Origin of the sequence: Paenibacillus durus (assembly GCF_000756615.1) — a bacterium.
GTDB lineage: Bacteria > Bacillota > Bacilli > Paenibacillales > Paenibacillaceae > Paenibacillus_AQ > Paenibacillus_AQ durus.
Window position 1 is genome coordinate 2,432,878 of the sequence record NZ_CP009288.1, and the last position, 21,784, is coordinate 2,454,661.

Below are 21,784 nucleotides of genomic sequence, written 5' to 3' on the forward strand. Positions count from 1 at the left end.
GTATACGATAGATGACAAGCCGCAAGCAGGAAACATTTGTGCAGTTATTGACTCACAACAATTATATTGTACAGAATCATCGTGTACACGGCATTTGCACCCTTCCCGGTGTAACCTTGCTTGATATGATCTATCGATTGTCCGCGATATATCTAGGTACGCAGGATATTGAACTCAGGCATATTTTATTCACCCTGCCGATTGTAACTTCAGAGCAGTTTGACCGCCAAATATGTGTGACGTTTACGCCTGCAGAAACCAAAACGCACTGGACCGTCTCTGTAACCAGCAAGAAGGTGGAGAATCATGTTACGGATCACAGCAGCGAGGAGAACAACATGGAATGCCAGCTGTACTTGATGGTGGGCAGCTCTGTTCCTCCTGCTATGAATGTTCAGGCTTTTATAGACCAGTCTGACAATCAATGGGATATGGATGCTGTGTATCAATTGGCACGCCAAGTAGACATTGAACACGGCACCTTCATGAAAACCAGGGGAACTGTATATCAGCGTAAAAACGAAGAACTTATGCATCTACATCTGAGTGACCAAGCCCTTCAATATGCAGATCAGTTTTATGCTCACGTTGCTTTTCTGGATGGGTCCACGTTTGCCGGTGCTTCATTCCGATTGAGCGGGAAGAATCCAGGCATGTTTCTTGACGAAACACCCTATATCCCTTTTATGATTGACAGATTTCGTATTTTTTGCCTGTTGCCTGATACTATCTATACTTATTCCACCTTTGATAAATCAGCAGAAAATCAGCAACCCAAAACACCTCCGGATATCGTAACCACTGACATCACGGTATACGACAAACTCGGAAATCCGCTGGTTGAATTTGAGCGTTTGACCGCCAAACGAATTCGTAATCCGTATTTGATGAAAAAACTGGTTGTACCAGGCCATTACATTTGGAATGAGCAAGAGCTGAACACGTCCATACGTTCCTCTCAGACACAACAGTCCGAGAAAGAGCGATTCAAGCCACAAGTACAAAAGATACCAAACGGTAATTCGACTAAAAGCCTTGTGGTGGCGTTTTTGAAAGATGAGATCGCCAAGGTGCTTGGAAAGCCAGAAGAGCATATTGATTTGGAAGTCGGATTTTATCAGATGGGTCTTGATTCCATTGAACTGATTGGACTTTCGAAAATGCTAGAGCAAAAGGTGAAACAGCAATTATATCCTACTTTGCTTTTTGAATATTCGAATATTAATTCCTTATCAGAATTTTTGCTGGAAAACTGGCCAGAGGCATTCGGCGAAGGAGGACAAGCTGCTCCTCAATTACCTAATACTGAAGCAGTATCTGTACATTCGGTGCAGGATCCCCAATGTCACGAATCAAGCCAAAACAAAACGCTGATTTTGGAACCATGCTGGGATCAGGCCGCTTTAAAAGGGGGCAATAAGTTGCCTCATGACCGAAAACATGTCGTAATCCTTTACGAAGGATCGTCCGCACTCCGTTATCAAATTCAACAGGGTTTACAGCATGCTGAGGTTATCGCTCTGGTAACGGATCAACCGATGCCCTATGCTTTTGAACTATTGTGCGGGCAGTTGATGGAGTGGATGCAACAATATTTGCAGCAGTCCCCTATAGCCGAGACCGTTGTCCAAGTTGTGGCCTCCAGGGACCGTAACGGTGTTTATGCCGCCGCACTAGGTGCACTATTAAAATCAGCCCATGCAGAGAATCCTCGTCTGCATGGTCAAGTGATTTTATCAGAACGTATTGATAGCCTTCCGGTTTCCAAACTGGTAAATATGTTAAAGGAGGAGTGGGCTAGTCACAAGACGGGTGTGTGCGAGTCTTATTACGCAGGGCCATCCTATGAGCGTATGGTGAAACGTTATACCGAAAAAACGGATGATGCGGTTGGAAAACCAATTAAAACTGCTGAAGGCGGCGTTTATGTCATCACGGGAGGACTGGGTGCGCTGGGCCTATCGGTTGCCGGTTATTTCGCAAGCCGAGGTAAAGTAAAGCTGGCTTTAATTGGACGATCTGCATTAACAGCAGCTCATACGGAGCAGATAAAACAACTGGCAAAATCGGGTGCAGAAGCACACTATCTGCAAGCTGATATCGCCCAAAAGGAGGAAGTCCAGCACGTTATTCAACACGTGAGAGACCAACTGGGGCCGATTAAAGGAATTGTTCATTGTGCAGGGCTTACCAAAGATCAGTTCATCGTGCATAAAACGCAGGAAAGCATAAGGGAAGTTCTTCGGCCAAAAGTGCGTGGTCTTTGGCATCTGAATGAACTCACCCGGGAGGAGCCTCTGGATTTCTTTGTATTGTTCTCTTCTTTATCCGCGGTTCTGGGCAATATGGGACAAGCAGATTATGCTTGCGGCAATGCTTTTATGGACATATTTGCAGAACAGCGTCGGCTTCAGGCAGCAGCAGGCCGGTGTTCCGGCGTTACCGTTTCAATCAATTGGCCGCTGTGGATGGCTGGCGGTATGGGTATTAACGATAATCAAAAGCAGCATCTGTCCGAGACTATCGGATTAGTACCGCTGCCCAAAGATGATGGACTAGCCTTATTCGAATCCATTCTTAGAGGTGCCGGTTCGCAGGCAGTCATTCTCTATGGTAAGGAAGAACGAATCCGTCTTTCAATGCATCCGTATCTCACAAATGCTACACCTAGGGGAATTCCTCAGGAGAACAAGGCGACCTGTACGTTATTTCAGGCGAAAGCGGAAAAAGTCTATGCTTCTCCAAACGAAACCAAGGTGAGCAATCCTGCTTATAAGCATGAGGATATCGCCATTATTGGAGTGGCTGGACGTTATCCGATGGCTCGGAATGTCAATGAATTTGGCCGGAATCTGTCGTTAGGAAAAGATTGCATTACCGGATTTCCAAAAGACCGTTGGGAGCGGCATCGGTTCTCATATGAGGCAGACCAGCTTTATCAATACGGAGGATTTATAGACCAGATTGACCGATTTGATCCCTTGTTTTTTAATCTCTCACCCCGTCAGGTAGAGATGATGGATCCTCAAGCCAGACTGTTTCTGGAAACAGCCTGGGAGGCGTGTGAGGATGCAGGTTTTTACCTGGACCGGAGTCAACATCACTACCCGTCGTCAAGTAGCAGGAGCGTGGGTGTCTTTGCAGGTGTCTTCTGGAATCATTATGAATTATTTGCGTCCGAATTAACGGAGCGTGGAGTGCCGACATCACTGGGCGTCAGCGCAGCATCTGTAGCCAATATGGTATCTTACTGCATGAATTTCCACGGTCCGTCGCTTGCTGTGGATACAATGTGTTCTTCAGCTTTGACTGCAATTCATTTAGCTTGCGAGAGCATCAAAAAAGGCGAGTGCCACTATGCACTGACGGGTGGAGTAAATCTAATTACTCATCCGCACAAATATATGTTTTTAAAACAGGCGCAACTGTTGGCTTCAGATGGACGCTGCCGAAGTTTTGGGGAGGGCGGAGACGGATACGTACCTGCCGAGGGCGTGGGAACCGTACTTTTGACCAGTCTGAGTCATGCCGAAGCGGCCGGTTATTCCATTTATGGAGTGATTAAGGGCTCGGCAATAAATCACGGAGGCAAAACGTCCGGTGCAACCGTTCCGGATTCGACAGCCCAAGCGGAAGTGATTTTGGAGGCATTTAAGCATTCACGCGTTGATCCGCGCACAATCAGCTATTTCGAGACCCATGGAACCGGAACTTCGCTTGGGGACCCCATAGAAATTCAAGGTTTGGAGAAGGCGCTCACATCATGGAAACTTCCCAGACAAAGTTGCCCGATCGGCTCACTGAAGTCGAATATCGGACATTTGGAAGCTGCGGCGGGAGTAGCAGGGTTAACGAAGGTACTGCTGCAATTTAAGTATAAAAAAATATTTCCCTCCTTACATGCTGATAGATTAAACCCGTATATCCCTTTCCAGGACACCTCATTTTATGTGGAACGTGAAGGTAACAAGTGGACTCGGCCTGAGATTAAGCTTGACGGGAAGGTAGAAGTTCATCCGCGGCGTGCAGGCATCAGCTCTTTTGGAGCAAATGGAAGTAACGCACACCTTGTTGTGGAAGAGTATTCTGTGAGAGCCGAAAGGGAAAAGCTCAATATTAATCGTAACAACTCCACGATTGTTCCGATTTCCGCTAAAAGTGAGCCAAGTCTGATGGAAAGTGTTGAAAATCTGCTTAACTATCTGACGACTGCTTTCTCGGAAGATTCGGATGTATGCAGATCGGAGGTTGACCTGACTGATTTAGCTTACACGCTTCAAGTCGGGAGAGAGCCTATGCGTTACCGGGCTGCATTTGTTGTTTCCTCTATGGAGGAACTAATCAAGAAGTTATCAGATTACGTCAAAGAAATGAAAAACGGGACGAACAAAAGAATTAAAAGAAGCACTTTGTGTTATCAGGGGGAGGTGAAAAACGATAATGAATTAACAGGGTTATTTCAATCTGATGATGATGTTCGCACGGCTGTAAACAGTTGGATCACAAAACGCAAGATTTCTCAACTGGCTGAAGTTTGGACTAAAGGGATATCTCTGGATTGGTCTGCGCTGTATGAGAACGTAAAGCCGCGGCGGATAAGTCTCCCGACGTATCCATTTGCGAGAGAGCGCTATTGGGTGCCGATGGCGGAAGCGTCTGAGGCTGGTGATCGGGCGGGAAGCAGAGCAGCGCTACTGCACCCGCTGCTTCACCGCAACCTGTCGGACCTGTTGAATGGCCAGCGGTACGGCACCACGTTCACTGGAGAGGAGGAGTTTCTGGCCGACCATGTGGTGCAAGGCCGCAAGCTGCTGCCGGGAGTCGTTTATCTGGAAATGGCCCGGGCAGCCGTAGAGCAGGCAGCGGCCTGGACGACTGACAAGCACAGCCTGCTGTTGCGGCACGTCGTGTGGAGTCGGCCCTTGTCTGTCGGGGAAGAACCGGCAGAAGTGCAGATCGCTCTGTACCCGGAGGAAGACGGGACGATCAGCTACGATATTTATGGCCAGACGGCAGCGTGCGGGGATGAAGTCTACAGTCAGGGCAACGTTGCGCTCGGCAGCGAAGCGGGCAAGGAAGCGTCCCTGGATCTGACTGCGTTGCGGAGCCGATGCAGCCGGGGCCGGGTGACAGCGGAGACCTGCTACGCCCTTTTCCAGACGATGGGCCTCGCTTACGGCCCGTCCCATCAGGCGATTGAGGAGCTGTACCGTGGAGAAGGAGAAGCACTGGCGAAGCTCAAGCTCCCGGAAAGTCTCTTTGACAAGCAAGCGGAATGCATGCTGCATCCGGGCATGGTGGATGCTGCCTTGCAGGCATCGATTGCCTTGCTGGCCGAAGAGCACTTAATAGCGTGGGACCGGAACGCCTCGGACGTAAAAAGCAGGGAGGCGGCAGCGCTGCCTTTTGCCCTGGAGGAAGCGGAAGTGCTGCGGCCTTGCGCATCGTCGATGTGGGCGGTAGTGCAATACCGCGCGGGCAGAGGCGCACCGGAGAAGGTGCGGAAGCTGGACATCGCGTTGTGTGATGAAGCAGGCCATGTCTGCGTCTGGCTGCGGGGGGTTACATCGCGTTCGCCTGAAGCGCGTGAAGGGTTGTTACTGCTGGAGCCCGTCTGGGAAGAGGTATCCGAGCGCGCAAGCGGGTCTGAACCGCCTGTGTACAGAGAGCATCGGGTGCTGTTTTGTGAGTCTGCGACGGAATGGACCGGGGAATTAAGTGCGAGATGGTCTAAGGCGCACTGTGTCCGGCTGGGGGCAGCCGGGGGCATCGCGGAACGGTTTGAGGTCTACGCTCTGGCTGTCTTTGAAGAGATCCGGGAACGGATGAAGGTGCCTGGGGAGGGTTTGACCCTGCTGCAGGTGGTGATACCGGGAAGCGGCGAGTCCGAACTGGTGGCGGGCCTGACCGGACTGCTGCGGACAGCGCGGCTGGAGAATTCGCGGCTGGTCGGTCAACTGATAGAGGTGGAGGCCGGGACGGCGGCGGATACGGTGGCGGAGCAACTTCAAGCTGGTGCAGGCTATCTGGAAGAGACACACCTGCGGATTGCAGGTGGGCAACTGCAGCGTGCGGGCTGGCAGGAGTACGAGGCGGATGCGAGAGGCGAGGAAGCTGCCGTTGCTGAACAAGAAGCAGGAGCAGAAAGGCTGAACCGGCAAGCGGGGCAGGGTCTTCGCCATCCGTGGAAGGCTGGCGGGGTATACGTGATCACCGGCGGCGGAGGCGGCCTGGGCCGGATCTTCGCGGAAGAAATTGCCCAGCGGGCGCAGGGGGCCACGCTGATTTTGACCGGAAGATCGGCTGAACTGCCGGAGAGCACCTGGCGGGAGCTGGAACAGTTGCCCGCCCAGGTGCTCTATGAGCCAGTAGACGTAACGGATGCGGGAGCGGTGGAGGAACTGATGATGCGTATCCGCCAGACGTACGGCCGGGTGAATGGGATCTTGCACAGTGCCGGCGTGACGCGGGACAGCCTGATCCGGAACAAAACAGCAGACGAGTGGAGGGAAGTGCTGGCGCCGAAAGTGGCGGGCACAGTAAATCTGGACGAAGCCTGCCGGGAGGACGAACTGGACCTGTTGATTCTGTTCTCGTCAGGTGCGGGGGCGACAGGCAACATCGGTCAGGCGGACTATGCGGCTGCCAATGCGTTCATGGACCGGTATGCGCAGCGCCGGAACGAGCAAGTAAAGGCGGGCGAACGGAGGGGACGGACGCTGTCGGTGAGCTGGCCGCTGTGGGAAGCGGGCGGCATGCAGGTGAGCGAAGAGCAGCGGGACAGGCTCCTGGGTCAGACGGGCTTGCGCCCCCTGCGGACTGAGACGGGCATCGCGGCACTGTACCGCGGACTGGCAAGCAGCAGCAGCCAGGTGCTGGTGGCGGAAGGCAATCTGCCGAAACTGCGTCGGCGGCTGCTGTCCGTAAGCGCTATGGCAGCGGGAGCCGATGCTTGGGCTAGGGAGGCTCACGGGATGACGGCAGAAGCGAATGCCCAGTACGCTCCCGCTTTATTTGCAGAGGAACAAAGGCAGGAGAAGGATACGTTAGAAGCTCGTTCATTCTCAGAACAGGCACCTTCTTCATTTCAGGGACAAGCTTCCGGCTTGGAGGCCGTGATCGTCCGTCAAGTGGCGGAGTTGCTGCAGGTGGAGGAGTGCGCCATTAACCCGGAGGCCGACTGGAGCGAATACGGACTCGACCCTGTACAACTGGCTGAAGTGGCTCACCGTCTTCGGGACCGCCAGGGCTGGGAGCTGTCACCTGCTTGGCTGTTGGAACAGCCGAATGTGTGCGAAGCGGCCAAGTACGCGGCAGAGCAGATCCGGAGAATAAAGAAGCCTGACATTAGGCTGCTGCACAATGCAGAAGGAGTCTCGATGGAAGCGGCCCTTACGGAAGCGGGATTGGAGGAGCAGGCCGTTCAATATGTGAAACAACGGCTCGCGGGTGTCATTGGCCTGCCGGAGTCCCGGATCGAAGCGGACGCGCCGATGGAGCAGTACGGGATCGATTCGATCCTGATCATGCAGATGACCGATGAGTTGGAGACGGACTTTGGCTCGCTGCCGAAGACGCTGTTTTTTGAGTATCAGACGATCCGGGCCTTGAGCGGTTATTTCATAGAGGCGCATAGTGAGCGTCTGCGGTCACTGCTGAAGGAAGGAAAGCCGGGTGCAGCGTCTGCGGTTGCTCAAGCTCGTGCAGTGGCGGGGAAATCTGGAGCAAAGGCGGCCGTTCAAAAGCGACAACCAGCAGTTTCAGAGGAGCCACCGTTTGCGGCACGTGCTCGTGCAGCTGCGGCATCCGGCCGCAGGGGATCGCCCTGGGACACGGATCTGCCGTTACTCGGCAGACCGGCATTTCGGCGGGAGCGTCTGCGCGTAGAATCCCATTCTCCGCTTGCCGGAGGCGTCGTACGCGAAGCGGAGCAGGAGATTGCTATCATCGGGATGGCCGGACGCTATCCGGGCGCCCGGAATGTGGAGCAATTTTGGCAGAACCTGCGCAGTGGCAAGGACAGCATCACCGAAATTCCGACCAGCCGCTGGGACCACCGGCGGTATTACGATGCGGCGCCGGGCACAGCAGGGAAAACGTACGGTCAATGGGGCGGTTTTCTGGACGGTGTGGACGAGTTCGATCCGTTGTTTTTCAACGTGTCGCCGCGGGAAGCGGAGATGATGGACCCGCAGGAGCGGCTGTTTATGCAGTGTGTGTATGAAACGCTGGAGGATGCAGGGTATACGCGGGAAAGCCTGAGCCCACAGGCGGTCGGGGTGTACGTTGGGGTCATGTACGAGGAGTACCAGCTGTACGGGGCGCAGTCCTCCATCGCCCTGTCGGGGAACCCGTCTTCGATTGCGAACCGGGTGTCGTATTTCTGCAATTTCCGGGGGCCGAGTATGGCAGTGGATACGATGTGCTCTTCCTCGCTGACTGCCATCCATCTGGCCTGTCAGAGTCTACGGCAGCAGGAATGCGGGGTGGCGGTAGCCGGGGGCGTCAATGTATCGGTGCACCCGAACAAATACGTCATGCTAGCGCAAGGGCGTTTCCTGTCAAGCAAGGGCCGATGCGAAAGCTTTGGCCGGGGCGGCGACGGTTACGTGCCGGGTGAAGGCGTCGGGGCCGTACTGCTGAAGCCGCTGTCGCGTGCGGTTGCCGACGGGGACCGCATCTACGGGGTGATTAAAGGTTCAGCGCTGAACCATGGCGGCAAGACCAACGGGTATACGGTGCCGAATCCGAAGGCGCAGGCTGAAGTGATAGAGCAGGCGCTGAAAGAGGCGGGCATCGATGCCCGGACAATCAGCTATGTAGAAGCGCATGGTACAGGCACGTCCCTTGGGGATCCGATTGAAGTGGCGGGATTGTCGAAAGCCTTCGGCGGCCCGGCGGAGAAGCCGTACTGCGCCATCGGGTCGGCGAAGTCGAACATTGGACACGGCGAGAGCGCGGCGGGCATTGCGGGCGTGACGAAAGTGCTGCTGCAAATGCAGCATGGGGAGCTGGCCCCGTCGCTGCATGCGAAGGAGACGAACCCGCATATTGATTTCAGCCGGAGTCCGTTTACGGTGCAGCAGGAGCTGGGACCGTGGGAGCGGCCGGTGATGGAAGGCGAGCGTCTGCCCCGGCGGGCAGGGATTTCCTCCTTTGGTGCCGGTGGGGCGAATGCCCATGTCATTATCGAGGAATATAGGGAAACGCGACCGAATCAGCAAGCAGCGGAAACGCCGGAACGTCCGGTCATGATCGTGCTGTCGGCCAAAAGCGCAGAACGGCTGAAGGCGCAGGCAGAGCAGCTGCTGGAAGCACTGCAGTCCGGGGTGTACGGCGGATGCACGCTGGCAGATGTGGGCTACACCCTGCAGGTGGGTCGTGAAGCGCTGGAAGAGCGGCTGGGCCTGCTGGCCGAATCGCTGGAAGAGCTGACGTCCAAGCTGCAGGCGTATGTGGAAGGGGCAGACGAAGGGAAAGCCACTGCCGGCGAAGGTTTCTTTTACCGGGGGCAAGCCAAGGGCGGAAGAGAGGCGCTGTCGGTATTCGCCGGGGAAGAGGAGATGCAGGAAATGGTGAGCCGGTGGCTGCAGCGGGGCAAGTACGGGAAGGTGCTGGAGGTGTGGACCCGGGGACTGGCGGTGAACTGGCTGGAGCAGTACGGGGAAACGGAAAAGCACCGGCCTCGGCGGATCAGCCTGCCTACGTATCCGTTTGTGAGAGACCGGTACTGGGTTCCAATGACTCAAGAGAAGGAGTTTGTCGATCATTCAGACAGAGACAGAGACCAACAGAACCTGCATCTGAATATGTCCGGCTTAAATCATCAGTCTCTTGTTGAATCAGCCCCTGCTGATAATTGCTTTATGTTGACACCGGTATGGGAACCTATTGATCTGAAACAACTTCAAGAATCTCCGTCAAACAGCGGAAATTGGGTGATGATCGGAGGGACAGTAGAACAACTAAAAGCTGTGCGGACCATAAATCCGCACACGGCTGTCATCTACGGGGAGGCGTTTGCCTATAAAAATGGCCTGGTTGCCCGTTTGGAACAAATAGGGGAGATAGATCATGTCATTTGGTCGTCAACTAATAGCTTTCAACAATTCCAATCGGCAGAAGAAATTCTTGGTGCTCAGGAGCAGGGAGTTATGCAGGTTTTTCAATGCATTAAGAGTCTGCTCAGCCTTGGCTACGGGGGGAAGCCATTAGAATGGACCCTCCTTACATACCAGGCACAATCGATTTGGCCGAGCGATCCTGTAAACCCTGCAGATGCAAGCATTCATGGGCTGGTTGGCTCGATGTCCAAGGAGTTTCCGCATTGGAAAGTCAGACTTGCCGATCTGGAAAATGAAAGGAAAGAAAACATTCGTGACGTAATTGAGCTTCCCTTCGAACCTGCCGGGAATGCGTTCATACACCGGCACCAGATGTGGTACAAACAAGAGCTTGTTCGTCTGGAGCCGGTTTTGTCGAAGAGCCTAACGGCCTATCGAAAAGGCGGAGTTTACGTTGTGATCGGAGGAGCCGGCGGCATCGGGGAAGCATGGAGCGAATACATGATACGGACATATCAGGCTAAGATTATATGGGTTGGAAGAACCAGACTGAATAAGGAGATCCAGAGTAAACAGGATCGGCTCAACGCGTTGGGTACTCTTCCTGAATATATAGCTGCCGATGCGTCGAATTATGAAGAGCTGCTTCATGTATACAAGGAAATAAAGCGTAAGCACAATACCATACATGGTGTGGTACATTCTGCCATCGTTTTGCTGGACCGCAGTTTGAACCAGATGGAAGAGGATCGGTTTCGCGGTGGTTTGTCGCCAAAAATTGATGTCAGCGTTCGTCTCTCTCAGGTATTCAAGAAAGAAAATCTGGATTTTGTTCTTTTCTTTTCTTCCATGAACTCGTTTACGAAAATGGCGGGACAAAGCAACTATGCGGCGGGCTGTGTATTTAAGGATGCATTTGCCCATTGGCTCAAACAGCAATGGCGATGCCCGGTGAAAATCATGAACTGGGGATATTGGGGGAGCGTCGGTACGGTCGCCTCGAAAAAGTACCGGGAACGCATGCAACAGATGGGAATAGACTCAATCGAGGCGCCAGAGGCCATGAATGCCTTGGAGTTGCTGCTGGCAGGTCCTTTAGTGCAAGCTGCGTTTATAAAAACGGTGACTCCGCTCCTTCCTGGAGTAAATATGCAGAAGACGATCAATGTATATGAGCGGCAGGGCAGCTCCGTACTTGAACAAATTCAAGTTAAGTCGTCTAACCAACTTAGTCAGAAAGAGCAGGAACGACATAAGGTACTAAATGAAATGGAACCGATGCTGGCCAAATTGCTGTGGGGGCAATTACGTTCGGCGGGCTGGTTCAATCCGGCATACGTTGACAGAACTTCGGAAGAATTGACGTACGGCTTGACCGAAGTGTATCGGAGGTGGTTGAAAGAAAGTTTGATAGTGCTCGTTCGACATGGCTATTTGACTCTTAAAGAGGACCATTACAGCATATCAGAATTACCTCCGACGGATCTAAAAGCGATATGGCAGGAGTGGGAGGAGAGCAAAAGGTTATGGATTGAGCATAGTGGTGCTGAAGCACAGATCACATTAGTTGAAACCATGCTCCGGGCTTTACCGGATATCCTTACGGGAAAATGTCTAGCAACGGAAATTATGTTTCCGAATGCCTCTATGGAATTGGTCGGGGGGATATATAAGTGAAAATAAACTACTATAACGATGTGCTGGCTGGAATTGCTGCGACCTACGTAAAGGGGAAAATAAAATCCAACGATTCTGCTCGTATCCGGATTATTGAGGTTGGGGCAGGAACAGGCGGGACAAGCGCAGCTGTTTTGCAGCAGTTGAATCCTTTGGAACAGCATATAGAGGAATATTGTTATACCGACTTGTCCAAAGCATTTTTGCTTCATGCCGAAAAGGAATACGGACACAACAGGCCATTCATGAACTATAAAACGTTTGATGTTCAATATCCGCCTGCCGGGCAAGATATTCCAACCGGAAACTATGATATTGTGATTGCGGCAAATGTTTTGCATGCCACTAAAAATATGCGGGAAACGATTCGCAACGTAAAGGCTGTCCTGAAACATGGCGGGATTCTTTTGCTTATTGAAATTAGCGGCAATTCACTTTTTACTCATCTAACCTTTGGTCTTCTGGAAGGATGGTGGCTCTATGAGGACCCTGAACTGCGGATACCCGGATGCCCTGGGCTTACACCAGAATCTTGGCATCAATTGTTATTGGAGGAAGGTTTTCAATCGGTGTACTTTCCGGCGGAGGATACTCATAAGGGGGGACAACAGGTTATTGTCGCTGAAAGTGATGGCATCGTGACACAAGTACTGAAAGATGCGCCGTTTCATTTCAGGCCAGATGACAGAAGACCGAGCAGTCCGGCCGGGAAGGCTTCCCATCCGCCGGAAGTGGATTTGCATCTGCAAGATAAATATACCTATTTCCCAACCGCAACCCAAATAGAAGAGCATGTCAAGGAAATCATTACAGAAATGCTATCTGAATCGCTCAAAGTAAATATAGCTCTGATTGATCCGAAGGAGTCATTTTCTGATTACGGAGTGGATTCCATTACCGGTGTCCGATTAATTCAATCCATTAATAATGCTCTCTCCATATCCTTGCAAGTGGCTAACCTGTTTGATTACAGTTCTGTCAATCAATTAGTGGCCTTCATTATTAACCAGTATAAAGACAGAATTGCTCACTCCATGATATTCGGGGAGGAAAAGAGCGCTGAAGAGGACAATCCACAGAGGTTAGAAGAGCGACCAGGTGAAAAACAGGATCATTTGGATCATTCCGTTGAGACGTATCCCCCTTTAAGCCCAGCGGCCGGAAGAAAAGTATGTCTCCCTGAAACGGAAACAATGAATCCCAAGGAGGATGTCGCTATTATCGGAATAAGTGGTCGATTCCCTCAATCCGATAACGTGCATGCCTTATGGGAGAATCTTGCCTTTGGCAAAGATTTAATTGAGAAAGTAACGCGCTGGGATCTCTCCCTTTATTATGGAGAAGGCGCTTCTTATTGCAAATATGGCGGATTTTTAAAAAATATTGATCAGTTTGATCCGCAGTTTTTTAATATATCAGGAACCGAAGCCCTTCATATGGATCCTCACCAGCGTATCTTTCTTGAAGAATGCTGGAAGGCACTTGAAGATGCTGGTTATGCGGGTGAATCGGGTGAAAGTCTCAAGTGCGGTGTATATGTAGGCTTCAACGAACTGGACTATCGCTCTTTATTGGGCAGTCATCCTGCTCCACAAGCATTCTGGGGCAATGCAAGCTCAGTGATTCCAGCCCGCATTGCTTACTATTTGAACTTGCAGGGGCCGGCAATCGCGGTAGACACAGCGTGCTCCAGCTCGCTTGTATCCATTCATTTGGCCTGCCAAGGCCTGTGGTGCGGGGAGACGGATATGTCTCTTGCCGGAGGTGTATTTCTTCAATCAACCCCTGGATTTTTCCTTGCATCCAATCGCGCAGGCATGCTCTCCCCTTCAGGCAAATGTTACACATTCGATAAGAGGGCAGACGGATTTGTGCCGGGGGAAGGAGCGGGGGTCGTTGTACTCAAACGATTGAAAGACGCTCTTCATGACGGGGACACGATCTATGGTGTCATTCGCGGGACGGCCATTAATCAGGACGGTGCAACCAATGGCATAACAGCACCAAGCGCTAAATCACAGGAAAACCTTTTGCGTGAAGTGTATGATCGTTTTTCAATCGATCCGGCAGATATTCAAATGGTGGAGGCCCATGGAACAGGAACCAAGCTCGGTGACCCCATTGAATACAGCGCATTGGTGCAGGCATTTCGAGGCTATACAGATCGGGCACAATACTGTGCGATCGGCTCTATTAAAACCAACATCGGGCATGCAGCAGCGGCTGCGGGGATAGCAGGGCTTATTAAAGTGCTGCTTTCATTGAAACATAAGCAGATCCCCCCTTCCCTTCATTTTAAAGAAGGAAATGAACATATCTCATTTGCCGAAAGCCCTTTTTACGTGAATACAGAAATAAGAGAATGGACGACTCCGGGAAAAGCCAAACGAATGGCTGCAATCAGCGCATTTGGCTTCAGCGGGACGAATGCGCATATGGTTGTTGAGGAAGCGCCTGTCATTGAACGGGCGGCTGTAAGGAAACCAAAATATTTAATCGTACTGTCTGCACAAACACAAGCTGAATTGCGCACTCAGGCTGAGCGATTGATTGCATATTGCAGGGACAACTCCGGCGTTAGCTGCTGGGATATGAGCTTTACGCTGCTGTTAGGGCGAAAGCATATGAATTGCAGATTAACCTGTGTTGTCCGTAACCAGAATGAACTAATTAAGATTTTGGACAAATGGCTGGAAAAGGGAGCTTCGACAGAGGTTCAAGTTACAGAATTGGACAATACATTCTGCGAACAGCCATCACTGAAGCGTTACGGGAATGAATGCCTGCAAGCCTGCAGCCATACATCCGATCCTGCTGAATATACCGAACAGCTTTCTGCATCAGCCAGTTTGTATTTGCAGGGCTACGAGCTTGATTTTAAGCTATTGTTCGTCAATGAGCCCGCAGGAAGAATTCCGCTTCCTGTATACCCATTCTCCAAAGAAAGGTACTGGCTCGATGCTGCTTCCAGTAAATATGGTGAGATTAAATCACATACGGCCGATAAGGGAAAGGACTTGTTATCTCTCCGTCTTCATCCGCTGCTTCACCGCAACACGTCGGATTTTACTGAACTTCGGTTCAGTTCTGTTTTTGACGGTACCGAATATTTCCTTGCTGATCACGTCTTACAAGGGCAGAAGCTGTTCCCCGGTGTTGCTTATCTAGAAATGGCGCGTTCTGCTGTGGAACTGGCTTCCGGTATCAACAACGGAGAAGAACTTGTTGTGGAACTCAAGCATGTGGGCTGGTTTTCCCCGATGTATGTCGGGCAAAATCCTGTTCAGGTGCACGTGAGTCTTGATTACAGTGATGATGGAGAAATTCAATTTCGCATCTATGGTGATGTTGACAACGAAGACAAGCCTATTGTGTACAGTCAGGGCCGGGCAAATTACAGTAAGCCGGATAGCATACTGCCAATTGATCTCGACAGTTTGCGCAGTCAATTTAATAAGGGTCATTTTACGGCATCGGCTTGTTATGGCTTGTTCGAGCAAATGGGATTGCATTACGGCGCAAATCATCAGGGCATTGAAGAATTATTCATCGGTAACGATTGTGTGATGGCTAAACTAACGCTTCCTGCTGAACAGATCGCCGATGACAGCACAATCAAGCTTCATCCCGGTTTGGCAGACAGTGCGCTTCAGGCAGCAATCGGATTCCAGTTGGCCCAAAATGAGGATTCCAAGCAAATGAAGCCGTTTCTTCCTTTTGCTCTGCAGGGGCTGAAGGTATTGAGCGCCTGCACGCCATCCATGTGGGCAATCGTACGTTACAGTTATTCAACTCCGTCAGAGAATCAAGTGCAGATGCTAGATATTGATATGTTTGATCAGCTTGGTTATCTCTGTGCTCGCTTTGAAGGACTTTCTTTCCGGATGTTGCCAAGCGAGAACGAAAACGGAGCAACGGATCAAACCGTGCTGGCAGAGCCGTACTGGAGAGAACTGCAAGAAAATGTACACAGAGAGAGAGCTCCTGAATATGCCAAGCATGTTGTTCTCTTAATAGAGTTCGGAGAAAACGGTGTTGAAGACATCCAAGCAGAATTGCAACGTCGCTCCATCCGCTGTGTATGTGTCAATGCTGCTCCTGGGCGCGTCGGTGTTGAGGAGAGATTCGCTACCTGCACAGCCATGACGCTGGAAGAAATCCAGCGGCTTACACAACAAGAGTCAAAAAATACAGGAAGTGCCCTGCTCCAAGTTGTTATTTCGAGTGAACAAAATTTGTATCATGGGCTGTCCGCCATGTTGAAGACAGCTAGTTTGGAGCATGCGTCTTTTGTCGGTCAGCTTATTGAAATAAGCGTAGATGAGGAACCTGGAAATATAGCGGACATGCTTGTGGAGAGCAGCGCTAATCCACAGCATGCACAAATCCGTTATACAAGCGAAATCTGTGAGACGCAAGCCTGGAAAATTCGGAATCGCGTTGAAGCTGCAGATGAAGACGGATATAAAAAACCGCTATGGCGGCAAAACGGTGTTTATTTGATTACAGGTGGTGCAGGAGGCCTTGGCCGTATTTTTGCCAAAGAAATTGCACGTCATGCTCCACATTCCACAATAATTGCAGCGGGCAGATCATCCTTGCCAAACGGTCAGCAGCAAATAAAAGAACTGCAGGCTTCAGGTATCAATGTGATCTACCGGCAAGCTGATATCACTGACAGGAACGCGGTTGGCATATTGGTCACCGAACTGAAAAGGGAATTTGGCTATCTTCATGGCATTGTACACAGTGCGGGTATTATCCATGACGCCTATTTGTTCAGAAAAACGGAAGAGGATGTCCGGAAAGTGCTTGCTCCTAAAGTAGCCGGTGTCATTCATCTGGATGAGGCGACCAAAGACGTTGAGCTGGATATGTTTATCCTGTGCTCTGCGGTAGCCGGAGTGTTGGGAAATCCGGGCCAGGCGGACTATGCCGCAGCGAATGCTTTTATGGACGCCTTTGCATATGAACGTAATCAACTTGTCCGAAAAGGACAGCGCTCCGGGCGAACGCTGTCAATTAACTGGCCATTATGGAAAGAGGGGGGAATGCAAGTTTCCGCTGAAATCCAGCAGATGATGCGTAAGCGCTATGGTATGTCAGCCCTCGAGACCAAAGACGGCGTTCAAGCGCTGTATGAAGCATTAAATTCGGGAAGAGAACAGGTTATGGTTTTAAGCGGTGACTTGTTAAACATCGAACAAATGCTTAAGCCGGAAGACAACAGAAATCACGTTTTCTCATCAGAAACATTCGAGATACATTCGTCTGCGGCCAGGGAAGAAGTTGCTGCTGTTTCTTCGGCAGACATTCATCAACAGGCCGTTCAATATGTGAAACAACGGCTCGCGGGTGTCATTGGCCTGCCGGAGTCCCGGATCGAAGCGGACGCGCCGATGGAGCAGTACGGGATCGATTCGATCCTGATCATGCAGATGACCGATGAGTTGGAGACGGACTTTGGCTCGCTGCCGAAGACACTGTTTTTTGAGTATCAGACGATCCGGGCCTTGAGCGGTTATTTCATAGAGGCGCATAGTGAGCGTCTGCGGTCACTGCTGAAGGAAGGAAAGCCGGGTGCAGCGTCTGCGGTTGCTCAAGCTCGTGCAGTGGCGGGGAAATCTGGAGCAAAGGCGGCCGTTCAAAAGCGACAACCAGCAGTTTCAGAGGAGCCACCGTTTGCGGCACGTGCTCGTGCAGCTGCGGCATCCGGCCGCAGGGGATCGCCCTGGGACACGGATCTGCCGTTACTCGGCAGACCGGCATTTCGGCGGGAGCGTCTGCGCGTAGAATCCCATTCTCCGCTTGCCGGAGGCGTCGTACGCGAAGCGGAGCAGGAGATTGCTATCATCGGGATGGCCGGACGCTATCCGGGCGCCCGGAATGTGGAGCAATTTTGGCAGAACCTGCGCAGTGGCAAGGACAGCATCACCGAAATTCCGACCAGCCGCTGGGACCACCGGCGGTATTACGATGCGGCGCCGGGCACAGCAGGGAAAACGTACGGTCAATGGGGCGGTTTTCTGGACGGTGTGGACGAGTTCGATCCGTTGTTTTTCAACGTGTCGCCGCGGGAAGCGGAGATGATGGACCCGCAGGAGCGGCTGTTTATGCAGTGTGTGTATGAAACGCTGGAGGATGCAGGGTATACGCGGGAAAGCCTGAGCCCACAGGCGGTCGGGGTGTACGTTGGGGTCATGTACGAGGAGTACCAGCTGTACGGGGCGCAGTCCTCCATCGCCCTGTCGGGGAACCCGTCTTCGATTGCGAACCGGGTGTCGTATTTCTGCAATTTCCGGGGGCCGAGTATGGCAGTGGATACGATGTGCTCTTCCTCGCTGACTGCCATCCATCTGGCCTGTCAGAGTCTACGGCAGCAGGAATGCGGGGTGGCGGTAGCCGGGGGCGTCAATGTATCGGTGCACCCGAACAAATACGTCATGCTGGCGCAAGGGCGTTTCCTGTCGAGCAAGGGCCGATGCGAAAGCTTTGGCCGGGGCGGCGACGGTTACGTGCCGGGTGAAGGCGTCGGGGCCGTACTGCTGAAGCCGCTGTCGCGTGCGGTTGCCGACGGGGACCGCATCTACGGGGTGATTAAAGGTTCAGCGCTGAACCATGGCGGCAAGACCAACGGGTATACGGTGCCGAATCCGAAGGCGCAGGCTGAAGTGATAGAGCAGGCGCTGAAAGAGGCGGGCATCGATGCCCGGACAATCAGCTATGTAGAAGCGCATGGTACAGGCACGTCCCTTGGAGATCCGATTGAAGTGGCGGGATTGTCGAAAGCCTTCGGCGGCCCGGCGGAGAAGCCGTACTGCGCCATCGGGTCGGCGAAGTCGAACATTGGACACGGCGAGAGCGCGGCGGGCATTGCGGGCGTGACGAAAGTGCTGCTGCAAATGCAGCATGGGGAGCTGGCCCCGTCGCTGCATGCGAAGGAGACGAACCCGCACATTGATTTCAGCCGGAGTCCGTTTACGGTGCAGCAGGAGCTGGGACCGTGGGAGCGGCCGGTGATGGAAGGCGAGCGTCTGCCCCGGCGGGCAGGGATTTCCTCCTTTGGTGCCGGTGGGGCGAATGCCCATGTCATTATCGAGGAATATAGGGAAACGCGACCGAATCAGCAAGCAGCGGAAACGCCGGAACGTCCGGTCATGATCGTGCTGTCGGCCAAAAGCGCAGAACGGCTGAAGGCGCAGGCAGAGCAGCTGCTGGAAGCACTGCAGTCCGGGGTGTACGGCGGATGCACGCTGGCAGATGTGGGCTACACCCTGCAGGTGGGTCGTGAAGCGCTGGAAGAGCGGCTGGGCCTGCTGGCCGAATCGCTGGAAGAGCTGACGTCCAAGCTGCAGGCGTATGTGGAAGGGGCAGACGAAGGGAAAGCCACTGCCGGCGAAGGTTTCTTTTACCGGGGGCAAGCCAAGGGCGGAAGAGAGGCGCTGTCGGTATTCGCCGGGGAAGAGGAGATGCAGGAAATGGTGAGCCGGTGGCTGCAGCGGGGCAAGTACGGGAAGGTGCTGGAGGTGTGGACCCGGGGACTGGCGGTGAACTGGCTGGAGCAGTACGGGGAAACGGAAAAGCACCGGCCTCGGCGGATCAGCCTGCCTACGTATCCGTTTGTGAGAGACCGGTACTGGATGCCTGAACCTGGTAAACAAACAGATGAACAGTACGCTGCTCAGGTTCAAGGGGGGACGCCATTTTTACATCCGCTTTTACATAGCAATACTTCCCGCTTTTCATTGCAGCAATACACCACCTCATTCACAGGGGAGGAAGCGATTCTAACAGATCACAGAGTGAATGGACGTAAGATATTACCAGGCACTGCGTATCTGGAAATGGCAGGAGCAGCGGTTCAGCATGCGTCTGAACTGTCGGCAAACTTGGAGTCAGGCGTTAAAATTCAGCATGTCACTTGGATCACTCCGTTGATTGTCAACGATAAGAAGGATGTTCATGTGAGGCTGCACAGCGAGGAAACAGGGGCGGTTCGTTTTGATATTTACAGTGAGCCGCAATCGGAATCAGATCAAGGACGTTCAGACGTTCATTGTCAGGGGAAGGTATTGCTTGGAGCCAAGATCTCAAAGGAAACATTGAGTTCAAAACCCTGGCTTAGTATTGCTGGTGAGCGCACAATGGACCGTTTGGAATGTTATGCAATGTTTGAGCAACTGGGAATTGTCTATGGACCTGCTTTTCAAGGGATTGAACACATAATAATTCAGGAGAATCAGGTATGGGCACATCTGAAACTGCCATCTGCAGCGGCGATGGATCCTTTATTTATTCTAAATCCTTATTTGCTGGATGCAGCATTGCAAGCCATAATTGGCCTTATGCTGAATGTACAGATGCCCTCCGAGAAGGTGGAAGGGACAAAAAAAGATGCCATGCCTCCGATGCCCTTTTTTCTGGATGAAATGGAAATTTTAAGATCATGCACGACGGACATGTGGGTACGTATACAGCCCGATGATGAACGAGACAGGAAACAGGGAGTCATCAAGCTTGCATTCGAAATGTACAACCCTGACGGTGAACTATGTGTGCGTATGAGAAAGTTCTCTTTCAAAACGCAATCGGTTACTGCTCAGGCATTCCAGTTACCTGTGCCAGGGACCGTTACACCCCCAGTGGGGAATGTCTTGCTTACGCCAATGTGGGATGTTTTCACCCCAGAAATTCATTCGCCCGTTCCTTCAACGAATGAGAAGGTGGTGATTATTGGGGGCAATGAGTGGAGCAGAAATGCTGCCTGTCGGATTTATCCTCGTGCAACGATACTAGAAGTCAGCAATCAAAGTAGCGTGGATGAACTGACAGAAGCCTTGGTGAAGTGTGATGAAATTCGTCACATCATATGGATTGACAGCTGGAAGGGACTTGTGGAGTTAACGGATGAATCCATACTGGTAGAGCAGGAGCAGGGCGTTTTGCAATTGTTCAGATTGGTAAAAAGCTTGCTTGGTCTCGGGTATGGCACCCGTAGTGTGGATTGGACGGTTGTCACGACCGAGGCAAATCCGGTGTACTCGACGGATGAGATTAACCCGACGCATGCAAGCATCCATGGGTTCATTGGTTCAATAGCCAAAGAGTATTCCTGCTGGAGGATCAAGCTTGTCGATGTGGAAAACGGAACCGATTGGGCAGGGTCCGGGCTGCACAATCTGCCGGCCGATTCCCAAGGGAATACCTATGTATACAGGAGCGGGGAATGGTATCGGCAGGAGTTGGTCCCTGTGGATGCGCAGAAAGTAGAAATCGGAAAGATCTCATACAGGCAAGAGGGCGTCTATGTAGTTATAGGCGGGGCAGGCGGCATCGGAGAAGCCTGGAGCGAGTATATGATCCGAAACTATAACGCCCGCGTTGTCTGGATCGGAAGAAGGGTCCCGGATTCGAGGATTCGAGCCAAACTGGATAAGCTGGCATCAATCGGGAGAGCGCCGGAATATATTACGGCTGATGCATCTGACTATGATATATTGCAGCAAGCCTATGAACAAATCAAACAAAAATATCTGAAAATACACGGAATTATTCATTCCGCCATCGTACTCCGTGATCAAAGTATTGCAAATATGGAAGAGGAGCGCTTCCGGGCAGGGTTGTTCGCCAAGGTAGCGGTAAGCGTTCGGCTTGCACAGATTTTTGGAGAAGAACCGCTTGACTTCATGTTATTTTTCTCGTCATTTAATGCGTTTACTAGATCGCCCGGCCAAAGCAATTATGTGGCGGGCTGTACATTCAAAGACGCTTTTGCGCATCAACTTGCACTTGAACGTCCGTATCAGGTTAAAGTCATCAATTGGGGTTATTGGGGAAGCGTTGGATCGGTTGCATCGGACTCTTACAATACACGGATGAACAACGCCGGTATTGGCTCGATTGAAACGCCTGAAGCGATGAAGGCTTTGGAAATATTGCTAGCCGGACCGCTGGACCGGCTTGGTTTTATAAAAACGACAAGGCCTCTTTATATGAAGGAATTAAGTCTGGAGAAGGTGGTATCCCTGAATTGATAACAGAGG

General features: G+C 52.0%; 2 protein-coding genes. Both read left to right on the forward strand.

Going from position 1 to position 21,784, the window contains the following annotated elements; translation table 11 throughout:
• The first annotated feature begins 11 nt into the window (after positions 1-11).
• On the forward strand, positions 12-11,741 hold the full coding sequence (locus PDUR_RS30210; protein ID WP_042206280.1) for an SDR family NAD(P)-dependent oxidoreductase: 11,730 nt from the start codon (positions 12-14) through the stop codon (positions 11,739-11,741).
• A complete protein-coding gene (locus PDUR_RS10825) occupies positions 11,738-21,775 on the forward strand; it encodes an SDR family NAD(P)-dependent oxidoreductase (RefSeq protein ID WP_052410167.1) in 10,038 nt (3,345 codons plus the stop codon). Before PDUR_RS30210 ends, PDUR_RS10825 begins: the two co-directional genes overlap by 4 nt.
• Positions 21,776-21,784: the final 9 nt, after the last annotated feature.